The sequence below is a fragment of the Kitasatospora sp. NPDC023120 genome (assembly GCF_055560835.1).
Map to the genome: position 1 here is coordinate 272644 of NZ_JBVHHY010000008.1, position 16334 is coordinate 288977.

At 72.1% G+C, this 16334-nt stretch carries 16 protein-coding genes and 1 pseudogene; 15 read left to right on the forward strand and 2 right to left on the reverse strand.

Annotation, left to right across the window (positions count from 1 at the left end; translation table 11 throughout):
- The first annotated feature begins 17 nt into the window (after nt 1–17).
- From rplS to ACZ3TI_RS14650, 12 genes are all read left to right on the forward strand, one after another.
- Nucleotides 18–368, forward strand: coding sequence for a 50S ribosomal protein L19 (gene rplS / locus ACZ3TI_RS14595; protein ID WP_063347674.1), 351 nt, complete (start codon nt 18–20; stop codon nt 366–368).
- A 77-nt stretch (nt 369–445) separates the two neighbouring features.
- Nucleotides 446–1408, forward strand: coding sequence for a signal peptidase I (gene lepB, locus ACZ3TI_RS14600; protein WP_465726534.1), 963 nt, complete (start codon nt 446–448; stop codon nt 1406–1408).
- Entirely contained in the window at nt 1392–2333 is a 942-nt protein-coding gene (gene lepB, locus ACZ3TI_RS14605; RefSeq protein ID WP_465726535.1) for a signal peptidase I, read from the forward strand. The genes lepB (ACZ3TI_RS14600) and lepB (ACZ3TI_RS14605) overlap by 17 nt, the downstream gene beginning before the upstream one ends.
- 243 nt (nt 2334–2576) lie before the next feature.
- A complete protein-coding gene (gene lepB, locus ACZ3TI_RS14610) occupies nt 2577–3581 on the forward strand; it encodes a signal peptidase I (protein ID WP_465726536.1) in 1005 nt (334 codons plus the stop codon).
- Between the two features lie 145 nt (nt 3582–3726).
- Nucleotides 3727–4479, forward strand: coding sequence for a signal peptidase I (gene lepB, locus ACZ3TI_RS14615; protein WP_465726537.1), 753 nt, complete (start codon nt 3727–3729; stop codon nt 4477–4479).
- A gap of 112 nt (nt 4480–4591) precedes the next feature.
- On the forward strand, nt 4592–5065 hold the full coding sequence (locus tag ACZ3TI_RS14620) for an NUDIX hydrolase (RefSeq protein ID WP_465726538.1): 474 nt from the start codon (nt 4592–4594) through the stop codon (nt 5063–5065).
- Nucleotides 5066–5120: 55 nt separating this feature from the next.
- Nucleotides 5121–5447 (forward strand): DUF2469 domain-containing protein, encoded by a 327-nt coding sequence (locus tag ACZ3TI_RS14625; protein ID WP_030056781.1) that lies wholly within the window; start codon nt 5121–5123, stop codon nt 5445–5447.
- Between the two features lie 168 nt (nt 5448–5615).
- Nucleotides 5616–6134 (forward strand): YraN family protein, encoded by a 519-nt coding sequence (locus tag ACZ3TI_RS14630; protein WP_465726539.1) that lies wholly within the window; start codon nt 5616–5618, stop codon nt 6132–6134.
- Between the two features lies 1 nt (nt 6135).
- A complete protein-coding gene (locus tag ACZ3TI_RS14635; RefSeq protein ID WP_465726540.1) occupies nt 6136–7845 on the forward strand; it encodes a YifB family Mg chelatase-like AAA ATPase in 1710 nt (569 codons plus the stop codon).
- The gene (locus ACZ3TI_RS14640) at nt 7842–8714 is read left to right on the forward strand and encodes a DNA-processing protein DprA (protein ID WP_465726541.1); all 873 of its coding nucleotides are present in this window, start codon (nt 7842–7844) and stop codon (nt 8712–8714) included. The genes ACZ3TI_RS14635 and ACZ3TI_RS14640 overlap by 4 nt, the downstream gene beginning before the upstream one ends.
- Nucleotides 8671–9870, forward strand: coding sequence for a tyrosine-type recombinase/integrase (locus ACZ3TI_RS14645; RefSeq protein ID WP_465726542.1), 1200 nt, complete (start codon nt 8671–8673; stop codon nt 9868–9870). The genes ACZ3TI_RS14640 and ACZ3TI_RS14645 overlap by 44 nt, the downstream gene beginning before the upstream one ends.
- Nucleotides 9863–12346, forward strand: coding sequence for a tyrosine-type recombinase/integrase (locus ACZ3TI_RS14650; RefSeq protein ID WP_465726543.1), 2484 nt, complete (start codon nt 9863–9865; stop codon nt 12344–12346). Before ACZ3TI_RS14645 ends, ACZ3TI_RS14650 begins: the two co-directional genes overlap by 8 nt.
- Before the next feature lie 115 nt (nt 12347–12461).
- Here ACZ3TI_RS14650 and ACZ3TI_RS14655 read toward each other — a convergent pair whose 3' ends face one another.
- A complete protein-coding gene (locus ACZ3TI_RS14655) occupies nt 12462–12896 on the reverse strand; it encodes a hypothetical protein (protein WP_465726544.1) in 435 nt (144 codons plus the stop codon).
- A 77-nt stretch (nt 12897–12973) separates the two neighbouring features.
- Between ACZ3TI_RS14655 and ACZ3TI_RS14660 the strand changes: the two are divergent.
- From ACZ3TI_RS14660 to ACZ3TI_RS14670, 3 genes and pseudogenes are all read left to right on the forward strand, one after another.
- Nucleotides 12974–13450, forward strand: a pseudogene (locus ACZ3TI_RS14660) (DNA-processing protein DprA); the annotation flags it as partial.
- Nucleotides 13451–13825: 375 nt separating this feature from the next.
- Nucleotides 13826–14761, forward strand: coding sequence for an RNA polymerase sigma factor WhiG (gene whiG, locus ACZ3TI_RS14665; protein ID WP_465726545.1), 936 nt, complete (start codon nt 13826–13828; stop codon nt 14759–14761).
- 125 nt (nt 14762–14886) lie between these two features.
- Nucleotides 14887–15471 carry a TetR/AcrR family transcriptional regulator gene (locus ACZ3TI_RS14670; RefSeq protein WP_465726576.1) on the forward strand — a complete coding sequence of 195 codons (585 nt, stop codon included), beginning with the start codon at nt 14887–14889 and terminating at the stop codon, nt 15469–15471.
- Here ACZ3TI_RS14670 and ACZ3TI_RS14675 read toward each other — a convergent pair.
- Complete coding sequence (locus ACZ3TI_RS14675) at nt 15458–15973, reverse strand: M23 family metallopeptidase (protein WP_465726546.1); 516 nt, start codon at nt 15971–15973, stop codon at nt 15458–15460. The genes ACZ3TI_RS14670 and ACZ3TI_RS14675 overlap by 14 nt on opposite strands.
- Between the last annotated feature and the right edge of the window lie 361 nt (nt 15974–16334).

Here is a 16334-nt window from a genome sequence, read left to right on the forward strand (position 1 = left end):
CTGCGATGGAGAGCAACATGAGCAACAAGCTCGCTGCTGTCGACGCGGCCTCGCTGCGTAGCGACATTCCGGCCTTCCGCGCCGGTGACACCCTGAAGGTCCACGTCCGGGTCATCGAGGGCAACCGCTCCCGTGTCCAGGTCTTCCAGGGCGTCGTCATCCGCCGCCACGGCGCCGGTGTCGGCGAGACCTTCACCGTCCGCAAGGTCAGCTTCAACGTCGGCGTGGAGCGCACCTTCCCGGTGCACACCCCGGTCGTCGAGAAGATCGAGGTCGTGACCCGCGGTGCGGTTCGCCGCGCCAAGCTGTACTACCTGCGTGACCTCCGCGGCAAGGCCGCGAAGATCAAGGAGAAGCGCGACCGCTGATCCACCGGCCCCCGGCCTCGCCGGGGGATCGGAGCGCTCTGGGGGGCCGAACGGCCGCAAGGTAAGCTCACCCCCCGATGAGCACGCACGAACCACCCGCGGACCGCGACAGCAGTCCCGCACCCACCGGTGCGGACTCGCTGTCGCGGTCCGCGGTCGTTTCCGGGACCCCCGACGCGGAACCGGCGACCGGTACGACTGCCACGGCCGCCGTGAACCGGGCCGGGAACGTTGCCGCCGCGAACGTTGTCGCCGAAGCCTCGGAGCAGAACTCCGATCGCGCCGATCAGAACGCCGATCAGAGCGCCAATCAGAGCGCCGATCAGAGCGCCGATCAGGATTCCGATCAGGACGAGGAGCCCGGCCGCTCGCGCTCGCGTGACCTGCTGCTGCTGGTGGGGATCTGCCTGGCGGCCCTCCTCCTGGTGAACGCCTTCGTCGCGCGCCCCTACTCGGTGCCCTCCGGGTCGATGGAGAACACCCTGCGTCCGGGCGACCGGCTGATCGCGAACCAGCTGGCCTACGCCTTCGGCGGCCACCCCCGGCGGGGCGACGTCGTGGTCTTCGACGGGACGGGCTCCTTCCTGCGGGAGTCGGCGAAGCCGACCGGCTTCCGGGACGACGTGCGTTCGCTCGCGCGGGACCTCGGGCTGGCCCCGGCCGGGGACACCGTCTACGTCAAGCGCGTGATCGGCACCGGCGGGGACCGGGTGACCAGTACCGGCCCGGGCGCGCCGATCACCGTCAACGGCGTGCCGGTGGACGAGACCTCCTACCTCTCCCCGGGGGACGACCCTTCGAGCGTGGCCTTCGACGTGGTGGTGCCGGCGGGCGAGCTGTGGGTGATGGGCGACCACCGCAGCGCCTCCCGGGACTCCCGTGACCACCTCGGCGAGCCCGGCGGCGGCTTCGTGCCCGAGGAGAAGGTGATCGGCCGGGCGGACTGGGTGGTCTACCCGTTCTCGCGCTGGACCAGCCTGGACCGGCCCGCGGCCTTCGCCGCGACTGCGGGGACGGGTGGTCATGGGGACCAGAGGTAGGGGCCGGCTCGCCGACCGACCGGCCCGCGAGCCGGACGGCACGGGACCGGAGGCCGCCGGGTCCGCCGGGGCCCCGCCCGTACGCGGCCGGGCCGAGCGGCGCCGCACTGCCCGACGGGCGGCCCGTCGGCGCAAGCGGTCGCTGGTGCGCGAGATCCCGCTGATCATCCTGGTGGCCCTGCTGGTGGCGCTGGTGATGAAGACTTTCCTGGTCCAGGTGTTCGTGATCCCCTCGGGCTCGATGGAGCAGACCATCCGGGTCGGGGACCGGGTGCTGGTGGACAAGCTGACCCCCTGGTTCGGCAGTGAGCCGCAGCGCGGCGACGTGGTGGTGTTCAAGGACCCGGGCGGCTGGCTGGAGAACGACCGCAGGCCCTCCGACGACGGTCCGGTACTGGGCGCGGCCAAGCAGGCGCTGACCTTCGTCGGGCTGCTGCCATCCGACAACGAGCAGGACCTGATCAAGCGGGTGATCGGCGTCGGTGGGGACACCGTCGAGTGCTGCGACGCGCAGGGGCGGCTCAGCGTCAACGGCCGCCCGGTGGATGAGACCTACCTCGCGCCCGGCAACCCACCGTCCCGGCAGCCCTTCAAGGTGAAGGTGCCGCAGGGGCGGCTGTGGGTCATGGGTGACCACCGGGACGTCTCCGCCGACTCCCGTTTCCACATGGGCAATCCGGGCCAGGGCACGATCCCGCTGAGCGGCGTGGTCGGTCGGGCCTTCGTGATCGCCTGGCCGCTGGACCGCTTCCATCAACTCGACGTGCCGAGTTCACTCTCCTCTCTCGCCCGGGCTCCGCAGCCCGGTGGAACTGCCGCGGAATCCGTGGGTGTTGGACCGGTTCCTATGGAACCTCCGCTCGTTATGGGTGTGTTGGGCATCCTTCCGCTCGTCGTTCGTCGGCCGGGGCGACCTCCGAAGTGAGCCGCACCGGCCGTCGACCGGCCGGGCCGCGCGTGTGGAACCGCGAGCCGGATGCCTTGGAGTGATAGAGAAGTGCAGGTGCGGCCGGGAGTGGTCCCGGCCGGGCGCCGAGGCTGTGCCGGTGTCAGAGGAGCCCACGGTGGGCAGTCCTGGGACCGTTCGCTGTCACGGCGAGCGTGGTGCCCGCTGTGCGGCACTCTGAGCGCGGGCGCGCGGGCGTCCGCACAGCAGGGAGGAGACGTTGTGGGGGATTTGGTGATCGGCGCCCGCTCGGGCGCCGGAGAGCCCGAAGGCCCAGGCCGTCGGGTGGCCCGGTCCGCCGAGTCGTCGGCGCCCTCGGCCGCGGTCGACGACGCCGCGGCCCAGACCGCCGACGAGGAGGGCACCGGGGCCGAGGACTCGCCGGAACCCTCGCACCCGGAGACCGGGCCGGCGGACGGGTCGGAGTCGGAGGCTCCGGCCAAGCCGCGCAAGCAGCGCTCCTTCTGGAAGGAGCTGCCGATCCTGGTCGGCATCGCGCTGATCCTCGCGCTCGTGATCAAGACCTTCTTCGTCCAGGCGTTCTCCATTCCGTCGGAGTCGATGCAGAACACGCTGCAGGTCGGTGACCGCGTCCTGGTGGACAAGCTGACCCCGTGGTTCGGGGCCGAGCCCGAGCGCGGCGAGGTCGTGGTGTTCCACGACCCGGGCGGCTGGCTGAACGACGAGCCGACCCCGCAGAGCAGCAACTCCTTCATCCGCGGCGTGCAGGACGTGCTCAGCTTCGTCGGCCTGATGCCCTCCGCCAACGAGAAGGACCTGATCAAGCGGGTCATCGCGGTCGGCGGGGACACCGTCGAGTGCGAGGGCGAGGGACCGGTCAAGGTGAACGGCGTCGCGCTCAACGAGCCGTACGTCTACCCGGGAAACACCCCCTGCGGCGACCACCCCTTCGCACCGGTCAAGGTGCCCGAGGGCCGGATCTGGGTGATGGGCGACCACCGCGCCAACTCGCTGGACTCCCGTTTCCACATGGACCAGCCCGGCGGCGGCACCGTCCCGGTGGACAACGTGATCGGTCGCGCCTTCGTGGTGGCCTGGCCGGTCGACCACTGGGCGACGCTGCCGGTGCCGGACACCTTCGACCAGAAGGGCCTGGCGGCGGCCGCGCCGCCGGTGCCCCCCGTGGCCGGTGCGGTGGGGGCCGTCGCCCTGCTCCCGCTGGTGCGCCGGGTGCGGGGCCGGGTGGAGCGCCGGAAGGAGTCCTGAGCTCCACCGGGTCGTCCCCGACTCTTGCGCGGGCCGTGGTACCGACGAGTAATCTGCTCGGACGTGCCACGGCCCGTCGGCGTTCCCGCCGGTGCCTCCGGCGTGCCAGTGGTGTTCTCCGGTCGGCCAGAGGTGGACGGTTTCGATGAGCAGTGTCGTGGAGCAGACCGCAGACCGCCCAGCCGCGCCCGCCCGGGAGCGCCGCCGGCCCGCCGCGGTGTTGCAGGGCGTCGCGCTGGCGCTCGGACTGGTGCTGATGATCGGCGGCTTCGCCCTCATCGCGATCGACTACCGCCCGTACAACATCCCCACCGCCTCGATGCACCCGACGCTGCAGGCAGGGGACACCGTGCTCGCCCGCAAGGTCGACGGCGGGGCCGTCGGTCGGGGCGACGTGGTGGTCTTCCGGGACGAGGCCTGGGGCGGCGAGCTCATGGTCAAGCGCGTGGTCGCGGTCGGTGGGGACACCGTCGCCACCAGCGGGGACGACCGTCGGCTGACGGTCAACGGACAGCCGGTGGACGAGCCGTACCTCGCGACGCAGGGCCGCCAGGGCGAGTCGTTCAGCGTGACGGTGCCGCAGGGCCGGCTGTTCCTGCTCGGCGACAACCGGGTCGGCTCGCTCGACTCCCGCACCCACCTGGAGGTCGACGGCGGGACCGTCCCGGCCGCGGCCGTCGAGGCCAGGGTCGAGGCCACCCTGCAGCCCTACGGCCGGATGGGACTGCTCGACCGGACCACGGCCTTCGACGGCTTCGCGGGGCCGCGGGCGGCGCAGCCCGGCCCGCTGGGGCCCGCCGCCTACGCCACCGTCGGCGGCGCGGCGCTGATCCTGCTGACCTCCGCGGTGGGCGGGGTGGCGGGCCTGGCTCGGCGGCTGCGGGGGCGCAGCTCCTGAGCGGGTCCGTCGCGGCGCGGGCCGCTGTGCCGAACATCGCCCCGGACGGCGGCGCCGGGTGGCAGGATCGGTAGCGCCACCGATGCGAACGGAAGGAGCGTGGAGCGCTGCCATGACAGCACAGCGTCGCCGGGCGGCGCGGATCCTGCTGCTGGACGGGCTGGACCGCATCCTCCTCTTCTTGGGCGCCGACCCGGCAGTCCCCAAGGAGACGTGGTGGTTCACGCCCGGTGGCGGCTTGGAGGCCGGAGAGGACGTGCGGGAGGCCGCCGAGCGGGAGCTCGCGGAGGAGACCGGCTTGCGGGGTGTGGACCTGGGACCCTTGGTGGCGTACGGCACGGTGTCCTTCTCCTTTCGGGGAAAGCGCTACGAGCAGGAGCAGTGGTTCCACCTGGCCCGGACCACGGAGACGGGGCTGGACCACTCGGGCATGGGCGAGGACGAACACGCCCAGCTGCTCGCGGCGCGCTGGTGGACGGTCGAGGAACTGAGGGGGACCGCCGAGACGGTCTATCCGGCCGGCCTGGCGGACTTCCTGGAACGGCTGCTGGTCGAGGGCCCGCCGGTGGATCCGGTACGGCTCTGACCGTGGGTGCGGTGGTCCACAATGGGTGGACGTGACAAGTTGAGGGGACGCCTGGATGAGTGCCGAAGATCTCGAGAAGTACGAGACCGAGATGGAGCTCAAGCTCTACCGGGAGTACCGGGACGTCGTCGGCCTGTTCAAGTACGTGATCGAGACCGAGCGACGGTTCTACCTCACCAACGACTACGAGCTGCAGGTGCACTCGGTCCAGGGCGAGGTGTTCTTCGAGGTGTCGATGGCGGATGCGTGGGTCTGGGACATGTACCGGCCGGCCCGGTTCGTCCGCAAGGTCCGGGTGCTGACCTTCAAGGACGTGAACATCGAGGAACTCGCGAAGAGCGATCTGGAGCTGCCCTCGGACGAGTCCGGCTTCGGGAACTGACGTTGGACGACTCAGTCCCGCGTTGTCCAGCCGAATTTCCCGGGACCGGGGCTTCTCACCCCTGCGGGTGACAGAAGTCGTCCGTGGAACCGAGTTATCCACAGGGAAACGGAATTTCCGGGCCCTGATCGGCTCGGTGGTGCAGCCTCCTCGGCGGAGGTGGTCACCATGCAGCACACCGTCGTGCAGGACACCGTCGTGCAGGGCCAGGCCGTACCGGACGCGGCCGCACCCGGGAAGAAGTCGTGCGGACTCCCGGACCGCAGCACCAGGACCGGGCTCGGCCGCTACGGGGAGCGGGTCGCCGCCCGCCACCTCGCGGAGGCCGGGCTCCGCATCCTGGACCGCAACTGGCGCTGCGTCGAGGGCGAGCTGGACATCGTCGCCCTCGACGGCGACACCGTGGCGGTCTGCGAGGTGAAGACCCGCTCCGAGCGGGGGTTCCAGCAGCCCACCGAGGCCATCGACCAGGCCAAGGCCGCCCGGCTGCAACGACTGGCCGAGCGCTGGATGGCCGAACGCTGGCCCGGTCACTTCGCCAGGCTCGCCGGGGCAGACCCGGACGTGGCGCCGACGGATCCGCACTGGCCACCCGCCCCGCCGGGCGGGGTCCGGATCGACCTGGTCGCCGTGGTCAACCGGGCGCGGGGTGCGGCCCTGGTCGACCACCTGCGGGGGGTGGTCTGAGATGGCCTTCGCCCGTACCTGTTCCGTCGCGCTGGTCGGCGTCGACGGGGTGATCGTCGAGGTCCAGGCCGATCTGGAGCCCGGGGTGGCCGCGTTCACCCTGGTCGGCCTGCCCGACAAGGCGCTCACCGAGGCCCGTGACCGCGTCCGCGCCGCGGTGGTGAACAGCGGCGAGTCCTGGCCGCAGCGCAAGCTGACGGTCGGCCTCAGCCCCGCCTCGGTGCCCAAGAGCGGCAGCGGCTTCGACCTCGCGGTGGCCTGCGCCGTGCTGGCCGCCGCCGAGCGGCTCGACCCGTCGTCCATCGCCGAGCTGCTGATCATCGGCGAACTGGGGCTGGACGGCCGGGTGCGGCCGGTCCGCGGGGTGCTGCCCTCGGTGCTGGCCGCCGCCGACGCAGGCTACGAGCGGGTCGTGGTCGCCGAACAGACCGCGCCCGAGGCCTCGCTCGTCCCCGGGGTGACGGTGATCGGGGTCCGCAGCCTGCGCCAGTTGGTCGCGATCCTGACCGGGGCGGCGGCGCCGGAGGAGCCGCCCGATCCGATCGGCGGCCGGCCGGATCCGCTGATGGCCGGGCTGATGCTGCCCAGCGCGAGCGTCCGGGGACTGTCCGACGAGAAGGCGGCCCGCCTCGACATGGCCGACGTGGCCGGCCAGTACGAGGCGCGGCGAGCCCTGGAGATCGCCGCCGCCGGCGGACACCACCTCTATCTGAAGGGTCCGCCGGGCGCGGGCAAGACCATGCTGGCGGAGCGGCTGCCGTCGCTGCTCCCGCCGCTGACCCAGAAGGAGGCGCTGGAGGTCACCGCGGTGCACTCGGTGGCGGGCCTGCTCCCGGTCGGGCGCCCGCTGATCGACACGGCGCCCTACTGCGCGCCGCACCACTCCACCACGATGCCCGCGATCGTCGGCGGCGGCAGCGGCCTGCCGAGACCGGGCGCCGTCTCACTGGCCCACCGGGGCGTGCTCTTCCTGGACGAGGCGCCGGAATTCCCGGTCCGGGTGCTGGACGCGCTGCGCCAGCCGCTGGAGTCGGGGGAGGTGGTGATCGCCCGCTCGGCCGGGTCGCTCCGGCTCCCGGCCCGCTTCCTCCTGTGTCTGGCGGCGAACCCGTGTCCGTGCGGCCGGTACTCGCGGCGGGGCGAGGGGTGCGAGTGCACCCCGGCGATGGTCAGCCGCTACCAGGGGCGGCTCTCCGGGCCGCTGCTGGACCGGGTCGACCTCCAGGTGCAGGTCGCCCCGGTGACGCGGGTCGAACTCATGGAGCGGGACGCCGCGGCGGAGACCACCGAGACCGTCGCCGCTCGGGTGCTGGCCGCACGGGAGCGGGCGGCGGCCCGGCTGGCGAACACCCCGTGGCGGACCAACGCGGAAGTGCCGGGCCACGAGCTGCGCACCCGCTGGCAGCTCACGGCCGGCGCACTCAACGACGCCGCGCGCCAGCTGGAGCGGGGGCTGCTGACCGCCCGGGGCCTGGACCGGGTGCTCCGGGTCGCCTGGACGGTCGCCGACCTCGCCGGCCGCGACCGGCCGGACCAGCGGGACGTGCGCACCGCCCTGGTCCTGCGCACCGGGGTGGAGCAAGGGCTGCCGCTGACCGAGCGGGCCTTCGGCCGGCTCGGAGGCATTCCGGCCCAGCGCAGCGGCCCGCCGGGCGCAGGCCGGCCCGGGGCATGCGAAGAGCCGACGGAGAACACGGAGGGCGAGGCATGAACCAGTTGTCGGGGCACTCCCGAGCACCCGGCGCAGCCGGGCCGGAGGACCGGAGTGGCGCCGGGACCAGGTCCGACAGCGCCGGTCCCGCCGGCCCCGCCGTCACCACGGCAGTGCCCGATGCCGAGCGCGCCGCCCGCGCCCTGCTCAGTCGGCTCAGCGAACCGGGGGACGCGGTGGTCGGCCGCTGGCTCGGCCGACTCCCCGCGGTCGACGTGGTCGAGGCGATCCGGTCCGGGACGGTCCCCGACCACCCCGGGCTGGACGCCACCCGGCTGACCGGCTACCAGGCGAGACTCCCGGGGCTGGACCCGGAGATGGACCTGAAACGGGTACGGCACGCCGGCGGACGGTTCATCATTCCGGGGGACACGGAATGGCCCAGCCAACTCGACGACCTGGGCGACGGGCGCCCCGTCGGGCTGTGGACGGTCGGCACCGGCTCGCTGCGGCTGCTCGCGCTCCGCTCGGTCGCGATGGTGGGCTCGCGCGCCTGCACGGCCTACGGCGCCCACGTCGCCGGGGAGCTGGCGGCCCAACTGGCCGAGCGCGGTTGGGTGGTGGTGTCCGGCGCGGCCTACGGGATCGACGCCGCCGCCCACCGCGGGGCACTGGCCGTCGGCGGGATGACGGCCGCGGTGCTCGCCTGCGGAGTCGATGTGGCCTACCCGAAGGGGAACGCCGCGCTGATCCGGCGGATCGGCGTCCAGGGCCTGCTGGTCAGTGAACTCCCGCCCGGCGAGCACCCGAACCGCTTCCGGTGTGTTAACTGCACTAATCGTTTCGATCCTGGAGCGAGAAGGCTTTCCACCTGCAAGGAACGTTGTGCAGCAAGACCTCCACCGTCAGCTGATCGAGGGCCGGGCTGATGTGCCTCGGATCGGCTCTGTAATCAAGATCGAGTCCATACCCGGGTACGCCGTCCTCGACGCTGACGGCACCGTTGTCGCCCCCGTCGCCCCGTACCTCCTCGGCCTGGTCCTCGACGACAACCGGCCCCTGACCGCCAAGAGCTACGCCTACGACCTGCTTCGCTGGTTCCGGGTGCTCTGGTACCTCGACGTCCCGTGGGACCGGGCGACCGAGGCCGAAGCCACTGCCATGGTCGGATGGCTCCGCGTCGCGTCGAACCCGCAGCGCCGCCGCACCAACCCGGACTCGCCGCCGCCCGGATCGGTGAACCCCCGCACCGGCAAACCTCGCCTCAAGGCCGGCTACGCGCCCAGCACGATCAACCACTGCCTGACCGTCGTCAGCAGCTTCTACGCCTACCACCAGCACTACAACCGCGGCCCCCTGGTCAACCCCGTCCCCGAGTCGGCGGCCATGCGCCGGGCCCTGGCCCGCAGGTCCCCGGACAGCCCGATCGCGCCGTTCCGCCGGGCACGACTGCGCCAGCGCGTCCCCAAGACCGCCCCGCGATCGATCCCCGACTCGCTCTGGGACGAGTTCTTCGGGGCGATGACCTGCGACCGGGACCGCGCCGCCATCCTGCTCTACGTCTCCAGCGGCGCCCGCGCGAGCGAACTCCTCGGAGTCCGGCCCTGCGACATCGACTGGGCCAAGCAATTGTTCTGGGTGGTCACCAAGGGCACCGACGACCGCGAACAGGTCCCCGCCAGCCCCCAGGCCCTCATCGTCCTGGCCGCCTACCTCGACGCGATCGGCCTGCCGCCGGCCAACGAACCGATCCTGCGGACCCGCCGAGGACCGGACCGGCCCCTGACCTACTGGGCGATGCGCCGGGTGATCCAGCGCGCCAACGAGAAGCTCGGCACGAACTGGACCCTGCACGACCTGCGGCACACCGCCGCCGAACGCATGGCCAACGACCCCGACCTCACCCTCGCCCAGGTCCGCGTGATCCTGCGGCACTCCGACCTGGCCACCACCGGCCGCTACCTGAACGAGCGCATCGAGGACCTCTTCGACGCCCTCCAGGCCCACTACAACCGGCCCCGCGTCCAGCGGACCTTCGCCCCCGGCTACGACCCCGAGGACATGAAGGCGGTGTTCGGTGGTTAACCGCGGAGTCCTCGCCGACACCTACACCACCCGCAACCGGCGCCAGAACTACGACGAGGCCCCGCGCACCAAGGGGCTGTCGCGCTTCACCAGCGCCATGGTCAAGGCCGCGCCCGCGCCCCGGCCCGACAAGCCGCCGGCCCCGGTCGGCGACTGGTCGACGGCCACCATCAGCGAGATCGCCGACCTGGTCCGCGACATCCTGCCGGCCCGCACCAGGTCCGGAACGGAAAAGCTCCGCGCTGGCGTCCGGGTGCTGCTCGGCCACCTGGAGACCTTCCCGGGCGAGACCTGGCAGGAGCGCTGGGAGGCCAGCGGCTTCAACGCCGAGAAGGCGCCGGCCGCCAATACCGTGGGCCGCCCCGGGAGCTACGACGGCAGCAACGCGACCGCCGCGCTCAGGACGATGTTCGCCGCCCGGATCATCCAGCCCTCCCTCTCCGGGTTCCGGGCGAACAAGTTCGCCGAATACCCCGAGACCTTCCGCAAGATCCAGAACGATCGCCGCGTCGACGAGTACTACGCGGCCGTCGATGCCCAGTTCCAGATCAGCGAGGTCCACCGCAACCGGGCCAAGTTCGACGTCGCCTGCGCGCTCACCACCCAGGGCATCGACCTGGCGGACCTGACCCCCTCGGCTCTGCTGCACTACTCGCTGGAGTGCAAGCGCCTGGGCGTCACCCCTGGCGCCAACAACGACACCACCCGCTTCGCGGCCCTGGCCGCCTGGGAGACCCTCCACAAGATCGGCCACTTCCCGCCCGGGACCGCACCGACGCTGCGGACGTTCATCTACGACGGTCAGCGCACCGTCGAGGAACTCGTCGACCGCTACCGCTTCAAGAACGCCGCCGTCCGCCAGCTGCTGATCGATTACCTCACCCGCCGCCGCGCCGACACCGACTACAACACCCTCGAAGGACTCGCCCGCAACGTCGCCGGCCTGTTCTGGGATGTCGTCGAGGAGCTCAACCCCGGCCAGAAGGACCTCGCCCTCAGCCCGGAGCTTTACGACCAGTGGCGGGCCGAGATCCAGTACTGCCGCAAGGACGGCCGCACCGACCGCACTCGCCTGCGCAAGGACCCCGCCTCCGTCCTGCTGGCTGTCCGCGGCCTCTACATGGACCTGCACAGCTGGGCCGTCGCCGAGCCGGAGCGCTGGGCCCACTGGGTCGTCCCCTGCCCGATCATGCCCCGCGACCTCAAGGGCTTCGGCAAGCGCCGACGCGAGATCAACCAGCGGATGGCCGACCGCACCCGCGTCCGCCAGCCCCTGCTGCCTGTCCTGGTCCGCCACGTTGAGGACCGCCACGAACACCTGGCGGCCCTCCTCGAAGCCGCCCGCCCCGTCCCGCTCGGCCAGTCCTTCACTCACAACGGGCGGCGCTACAGTCGCACCAACTCCCGCGAGGACCGGCGCAAGGCCAAGCTCCTCACCGAACCGGCCGTCCGCGTCGTCGACCACGGCAGCGGCGAGACGGTCAACGTCACCCTCACCGAGGACAGCGCCTTCTGGGAGTGGGCCGCCGTCGAGGTCCTGCGGCACAGCGGCATCCGCGTCGAGGAACTCGTCGAGCTCACCCACCTGAGCATCCGCCAATACGAACGCCCCAACGGCGAGGTCATCGCCCTCCTGGTCGTCGCCCCGTCCAAGAGCGAACGCGAGCGGGTCATCCCGATGTCGGCCGAGCTGTTCCATGCCGTCGCCCAGATCATCCGCCGCCTCACCCGCGACGGCCGGCCCATCCAACTCCTCACCCGCTACGACGGACACGAGAAGACCTGGTCAGAGCCCATGCCGTTCCTCTTCCAGCGCCGCATCGGCACCGTCCTGAACGTCATCGCGCCGGCCACCGTCCTGAACATGATCGGCCGCAGTTGCGAGGAGATCGCCGAGACCAACCCGGCCTTCCACGGCACCAAGTTCACCCCGCACGACTTCCGAAGGCTGTTCGCCACCGACATCGTCAACGGCGGCCTGCCGATCCACATCGGAGCCGCCCTGCTCGGCCACCTCAACCTCCAGACCACCCAGGGCTACGTCGCCGTCTTCGCCGAGGACGTCGTCAAGGCATTCCAGGAGTTCCTCAACCACCGCCGCACCCTCCGGCCCGAGGAGGAATACACCGATGTCACCCCGCAGGAGTGGGCGGAGTTCGAGGAGCACTTCGACCGGCGCAAGATCGAGCTCGGCAACTGCGCCCGCCCCTACGGCTCACCCTGCCAGCACGAACACGCCTGCATCCGATGCCCGATGCTCCAGGTCAACCCCAAAATGCTCCCCAGACTCGCCGAGATCGAGAAGGACCTCATCCTCCGCCGCAAACGAGCCGAGGAAGAGCAGTGGCTCGGCGAGATCGAGGGCATCGACCTGACCCTGACCTTCGTCCGCACCAAACAGGCCGACGCGGCCCGGCTCACCCGCAGGACCCCTGTCACCCTCGGCATCCCGACAGTCCGTCCACAATTCGAGTGACACCGCCCCTGGGCCGCACCACCCGTTAGGGCCAGGGCCCAAACACCGCCTGACCACCAAGCCGAGGTGGGCGTCTCCGCCGCATACTCGCTGGAGACGCCCACCCCGCGCTGGCTCATTCCTCCTCGGCTGGATGATCCGGGGCCGGGGCCGACTGGCCAGCCTTCAGCCGCATCCGCTCGCGCTTCGTCTCCTCGGAGATCTCAAGACGACGGGTCTCCGCCTCGATCTCGGCCTTCCGGACATCAGCCCGAGCCTCGATCTTCGCCTTCAACGCCACACTCGCGGCCGTTGCAACCGCACCCGCCCCCGTCACCAGCCCAACGACGGTCTCTGGTTCGAGCGCGCGTGGATTTAGGCGAAGAGGTGCAGGATCGAATTCCTTGCGCTCCTTGGAAGCGTCCACTTTTTCGTTGATCACACGAAGCCGCTCAGCGAACCGCTCAGCGAACTGAGTGAGCGCGGCGAGCTGGCTGGAGGTGAGAGGGACATGTTTGCTTGCATCGCCCTGCTGGCTGTCCTCGCCGCCAGCATCAGGCTCAGTTGACATGTCGTCAGAATACGAGCGCGGAGCCGATGTGAGTAGAGGCCACCATGGGCCCCCAGATTGACTTAGTGCAGAGAAGCTTCGTACTGCGCAACCGGGTCATCGCGGCGCTCACCCGGGGCACCGTGGTGGTCGAGGCGGCCGTCCGCAGCGGAGCCCTGAGCACGGCCAGACGGGCGCGGGACCTCAACCGGCACACCATGGGGGTCGCCGGCCCGGTCACCTCGGAGCTCTCGGCCGGGGTGCACGCCCTGATCCGCAGTGGCGCCGCCACTCTGGTCACCGACGCGGCCGAGATCACCGAGTTGATCGGGGCGATCGGGGACGACCTGGCCCCGCAGCGCAGCGGGCCGGTGCTGCCGCGGGACCTGCTGGAGCCCCCGGTGGCCCGGGTGCTGGAGGCCGTACCGGCGACGGCGGAGGGCGCACCGGTCGAGCGACTGGCCCGCCGGTCCGGGCTCCCGCCGGACGAAGTGCTCCAGCGCCTCTACGAGTTGGGCTCGCTCGGCTACGTGGAGCGACACGGCGCGCACTGGCGCATCGTGCGGAGGAGGTGAGCGTCGGGACGGAGAACAGGTGTGCGCCGCGGGAGGGAGCGTCCGAACCGCCCGGCTGACCTGCTGATCCGGCTCTTCCGCTCGCGTGCCCGGATCCGATGAGTGAACGCCACCGGATCGGGGGACGACCGAGTGGCGGTAGCGCTTTGCAGCGAGTCGGTCACGCTACGCTCCACATGCCTTCCCTATCAGCACATGACTCGGCAGAACGGCGCAGACCAACGCATGCCCACACACATTCCCGGACACAGAGTGACCGGTGGCGCTCGGTCCTCGGGGGGGCCGCGGACCGAGCGGCGCCCGGCGACCGAGTTCCCGTCCAAGTCGGCGGGGACGAGGGGAGGCCTGTCGCGGCAGGGCGGCCGACCGACGGTGGTGCCAGGCCAGCCCGCGGACACGGCCCGCGCCGCCGAGGCGCTCCCCGCCGCCGACGCGCCGGCGGATGCTCCGACGGGCGCGCCCGCCGCCACAACCGGTCCCGCACTCGCCGACGCGCCCGGTGCCGCACCCGCGGACACCGGACCGGTCGACCGGGACGCCGCGGCCCGCGGGCGCACCGCGCTCGAAGAGCTCTGGCGCTCCTACAAGGAGACCGGTGACCAGCGGCTGCGCGAGCAGCTGATCCTGCACTACTCACCGCTCGTCAAGTACGTGGCCGGGCGGGTCGGGGTCGGTCTGCCGTCCAACGTCGAGCAGGCGGACTTCGTCTCCTCCGGGGTCTTCGGGCTGATCGACGCGATCGAGAAGTTCGACATCGGCCGCGCGATCAAGTTCGAGACCTACGCGATCAGCCGCATCCGTGGCGCGATCATCGACGAGCTGCGCGCCCTGGACTGGATCCCGCGCTCGGTGCGGCAGAAGGCGAAGGCGGTCGAGCGGACGTACGCGACGCTGGAGGCGCGGCTGCGCCGGACGCCGCACGATCCCGAGGTCGCGGCCGAGATGGGCATCGCGACCGAGGACCTGCACGCCATCTTCAGCCAGCTGTCGCTCGCCAACGTGGTGGCCCTGGACGAGCTGCTCCACCCGGTGGGGGAGGGCGGCGACCGGCTGAGCCTGATGGACACCCTGGAGGACCACGGCGCGGACAACCCAGTCGAGGTGGCCGAGGACCGCGAGCTGCGCAGACTGCTGGCCCAGGCGGTCAACACCCTCCCCGAGCGGGAGAAGACCGTGGTGACGCTCTACTACTACGAGGGGCTCACCCTCGCCGAGATCGGTCAGGTGCTGGGGGTGACGGAGAGTCGGGTGAGTCAGATCCACACCAAGTCCGTCCTCCAGCTGCGCGCCAAGCTCTCGGACGTCCGATAGCGCACCGATCCGTCGGCGCGTGAACGGCCCGGCGCGGCGGTGCCTCCCTCGCATGCGCGGCGCCCGTACCGGCCGTGGGTAGGGCTCCGTACAGTGGGAGCGTGCCGAAGATCCGAGCGGCCACGGTGGCCGAGCATCGCCAGCTGCAGCGGGCAGCCCTCCTCGACGCTGCCCGCGCCCTGCTCACCGAGGGCGGCAAGGAGGCCCTGACCTTCCCCGCGCTCGCGGCGCGCACCGGGCTGGCGCGCTCCTCGGTCTACGAGTACTTCCGCTCCCGCGCCGCCGTGGTCGAGGCGCTCTGCGAGGTGGACTTCCCGCTCTGGGCGGCCGAGATCGAGGCCGGGATGGCGAGCTGCGACACCGCCGCCGAGCGGATCGAGGCGTACGTCCGGGGCCAGCTGGCGCTGGCCGCCGACCCGCGTCACCGCGCGGTCGTGGCGATCTCGGCGCTGGAGCTCGACGAAGCCGCGCGGGAGCGGATCCGGGCGGCGCACGGCCGGCTGGCCGGTCTGGTCGTCCAGGCGCTGGAGGACTTCGGGCACGAGCAGCCCCGGCTCGCGGCGGCGCTGCTGCAGGGGGCCGTGGAGGCGGCGGTCCGCCGAGCCGAGCAGGCGGCGGCGGCGAATCGCGCCGGCTGTCTGCCCGAGACCCAGCGGGAGATCGCGGACGCCGCCGTCGCCTTCGCGCTGCACGGTCTCAGCCGGGCGTGACCGTGTGCTCGTCCCTCGCCGGCCCTGAGCCCAGCGGCAGCAGTCGCGCCGTGCCCGCGCCGAACAGGGCCAACGGGTCAAGGTAGGTGCCGCCGCGGAGCAAGCCCCAGTGCAGGCAGTCGCGCGCGGCGCAGTGCCTCCCGTCCGGGGCGAGCCGCCCGATCGGCTGCCCGGCGGCCACCGGGGTGCCGACCGGGAGGACGCCGGTGACGGGCAGGTAGGTGGTCCGGAGCGGGGGAGACCCCGAGCCCGGATGGGAGACGGTCACCACCGGACGCCCCGCCACCTGCCCGGAGAACACCACCACCCCGGCGGCTGCCGCTCGTACCTCGACCCCGGGCGCGGCGGCGAGGTCCACCCCGCGGTGCCCGGCGGCCCAGGGCTTCGCCGGCGGCTCGAACCGCCCCAGGAGCCCACCGGGCCCGCCCACCGGCCAGGCCCGCGCACCACCCGAGCCACCGCGCTCGTCGGAGCCACCACGGTCACGGGAACCACCAGGCACGCCGGAAGCCCCTGGCACCCCGATCACCCCCACCGCCCCGATCACCCCCATCGCCACCCCCGCGGCGACCGGCCCCCGAAACCCGACAAACCACGCACGAACACCCATGCGCGAAGGCTCGCCGCCACACCGCCCCCGCACCACCCGCATCGGGACTCCTGTGGACAAACCGCCCCCGCGCCCGATCGCCGTCCCCCGGAGGGGTGTACGGATACCGCCATCCGGTGTACAAGCGGCATCCCGGCGCCCGACCGCGGGCAGGCAGCCGACCGGCGCCCGCACGCGCCCCACCGACGCAGCCCCGCCGCACGCCGCCGCCGATACCCGGCGCACCCCCGCCGGACCCCCGCCGCCGACACCC

Coding starts and splice junctions, on each gene's coding strand:
- rplS (WP_063347674.1), top strand. CDS start 18: ATGAGCAACAAGCTCGCTGCTGTCGACGCGGCCTCGCTGCGTAGCGAC.
- lepB (WP_465726534.1), top strand. CDS start 446: ATGAGCACGCACGAACCACCCGCGGACCGCGACAGCAGTCCCGCACCC.
- lepB (WP_465726535.1), top strand. CDS start 1,392: ATGGGGACCAGAGGTAGGGGCCGGCTCGCCGACCGACCGGCCCGCGAG.
- lepB (WP_465726537.1), top strand. CDS start 3,727: ATGAGCAGTGTCGTGGAGCAGACCGCAGACCGCCCAGCCGCGCCCGCC.
- ACZ3TI_RS14620 (WP_465726538.1), top strand. CDS start 4,592: ATGACAGCACAGCGTCGCCGGGCGGCGCGGATCCTGCTGCTGGACGGG.
- ACZ3TI_RS14625 (WP_030056781.1), top strand. CDS start 5,121: ATGAGTGCCGAAGATCTCGAGAAGTACGAGACCGAGATGGAGCTCAAG.
- ACZ3TI_RS14630 (WP_465726539.1), top strand. CDS start 5,616: ATGCAGCACACCGTCGTGCAGGACACCGTCGTGCAGGGCCAGGCCGTA.
- ACZ3TI_RS14635 (WP_465726540.1), top strand. CDS start 6,136: ATGGCCTTCGCCCGTACCTGTTCCGTCGCGCTGGTCGGCGTCGACGGG.
- ACZ3TI_RS14640 (WP_465726541.1), top strand. CDS start 7,842: ATGAACCAGTTGTCGGGGCACTCCCGAGCACCCGGCGCAGCCGGGCCG.
- ACZ3TI_RS14655 (WP_465726544.1), bottom strand. CDS start 12,896: ATGTCAACTGAGCCTGATGCTGGCGGCGAGGACAGCCAGCAGGGCGAT.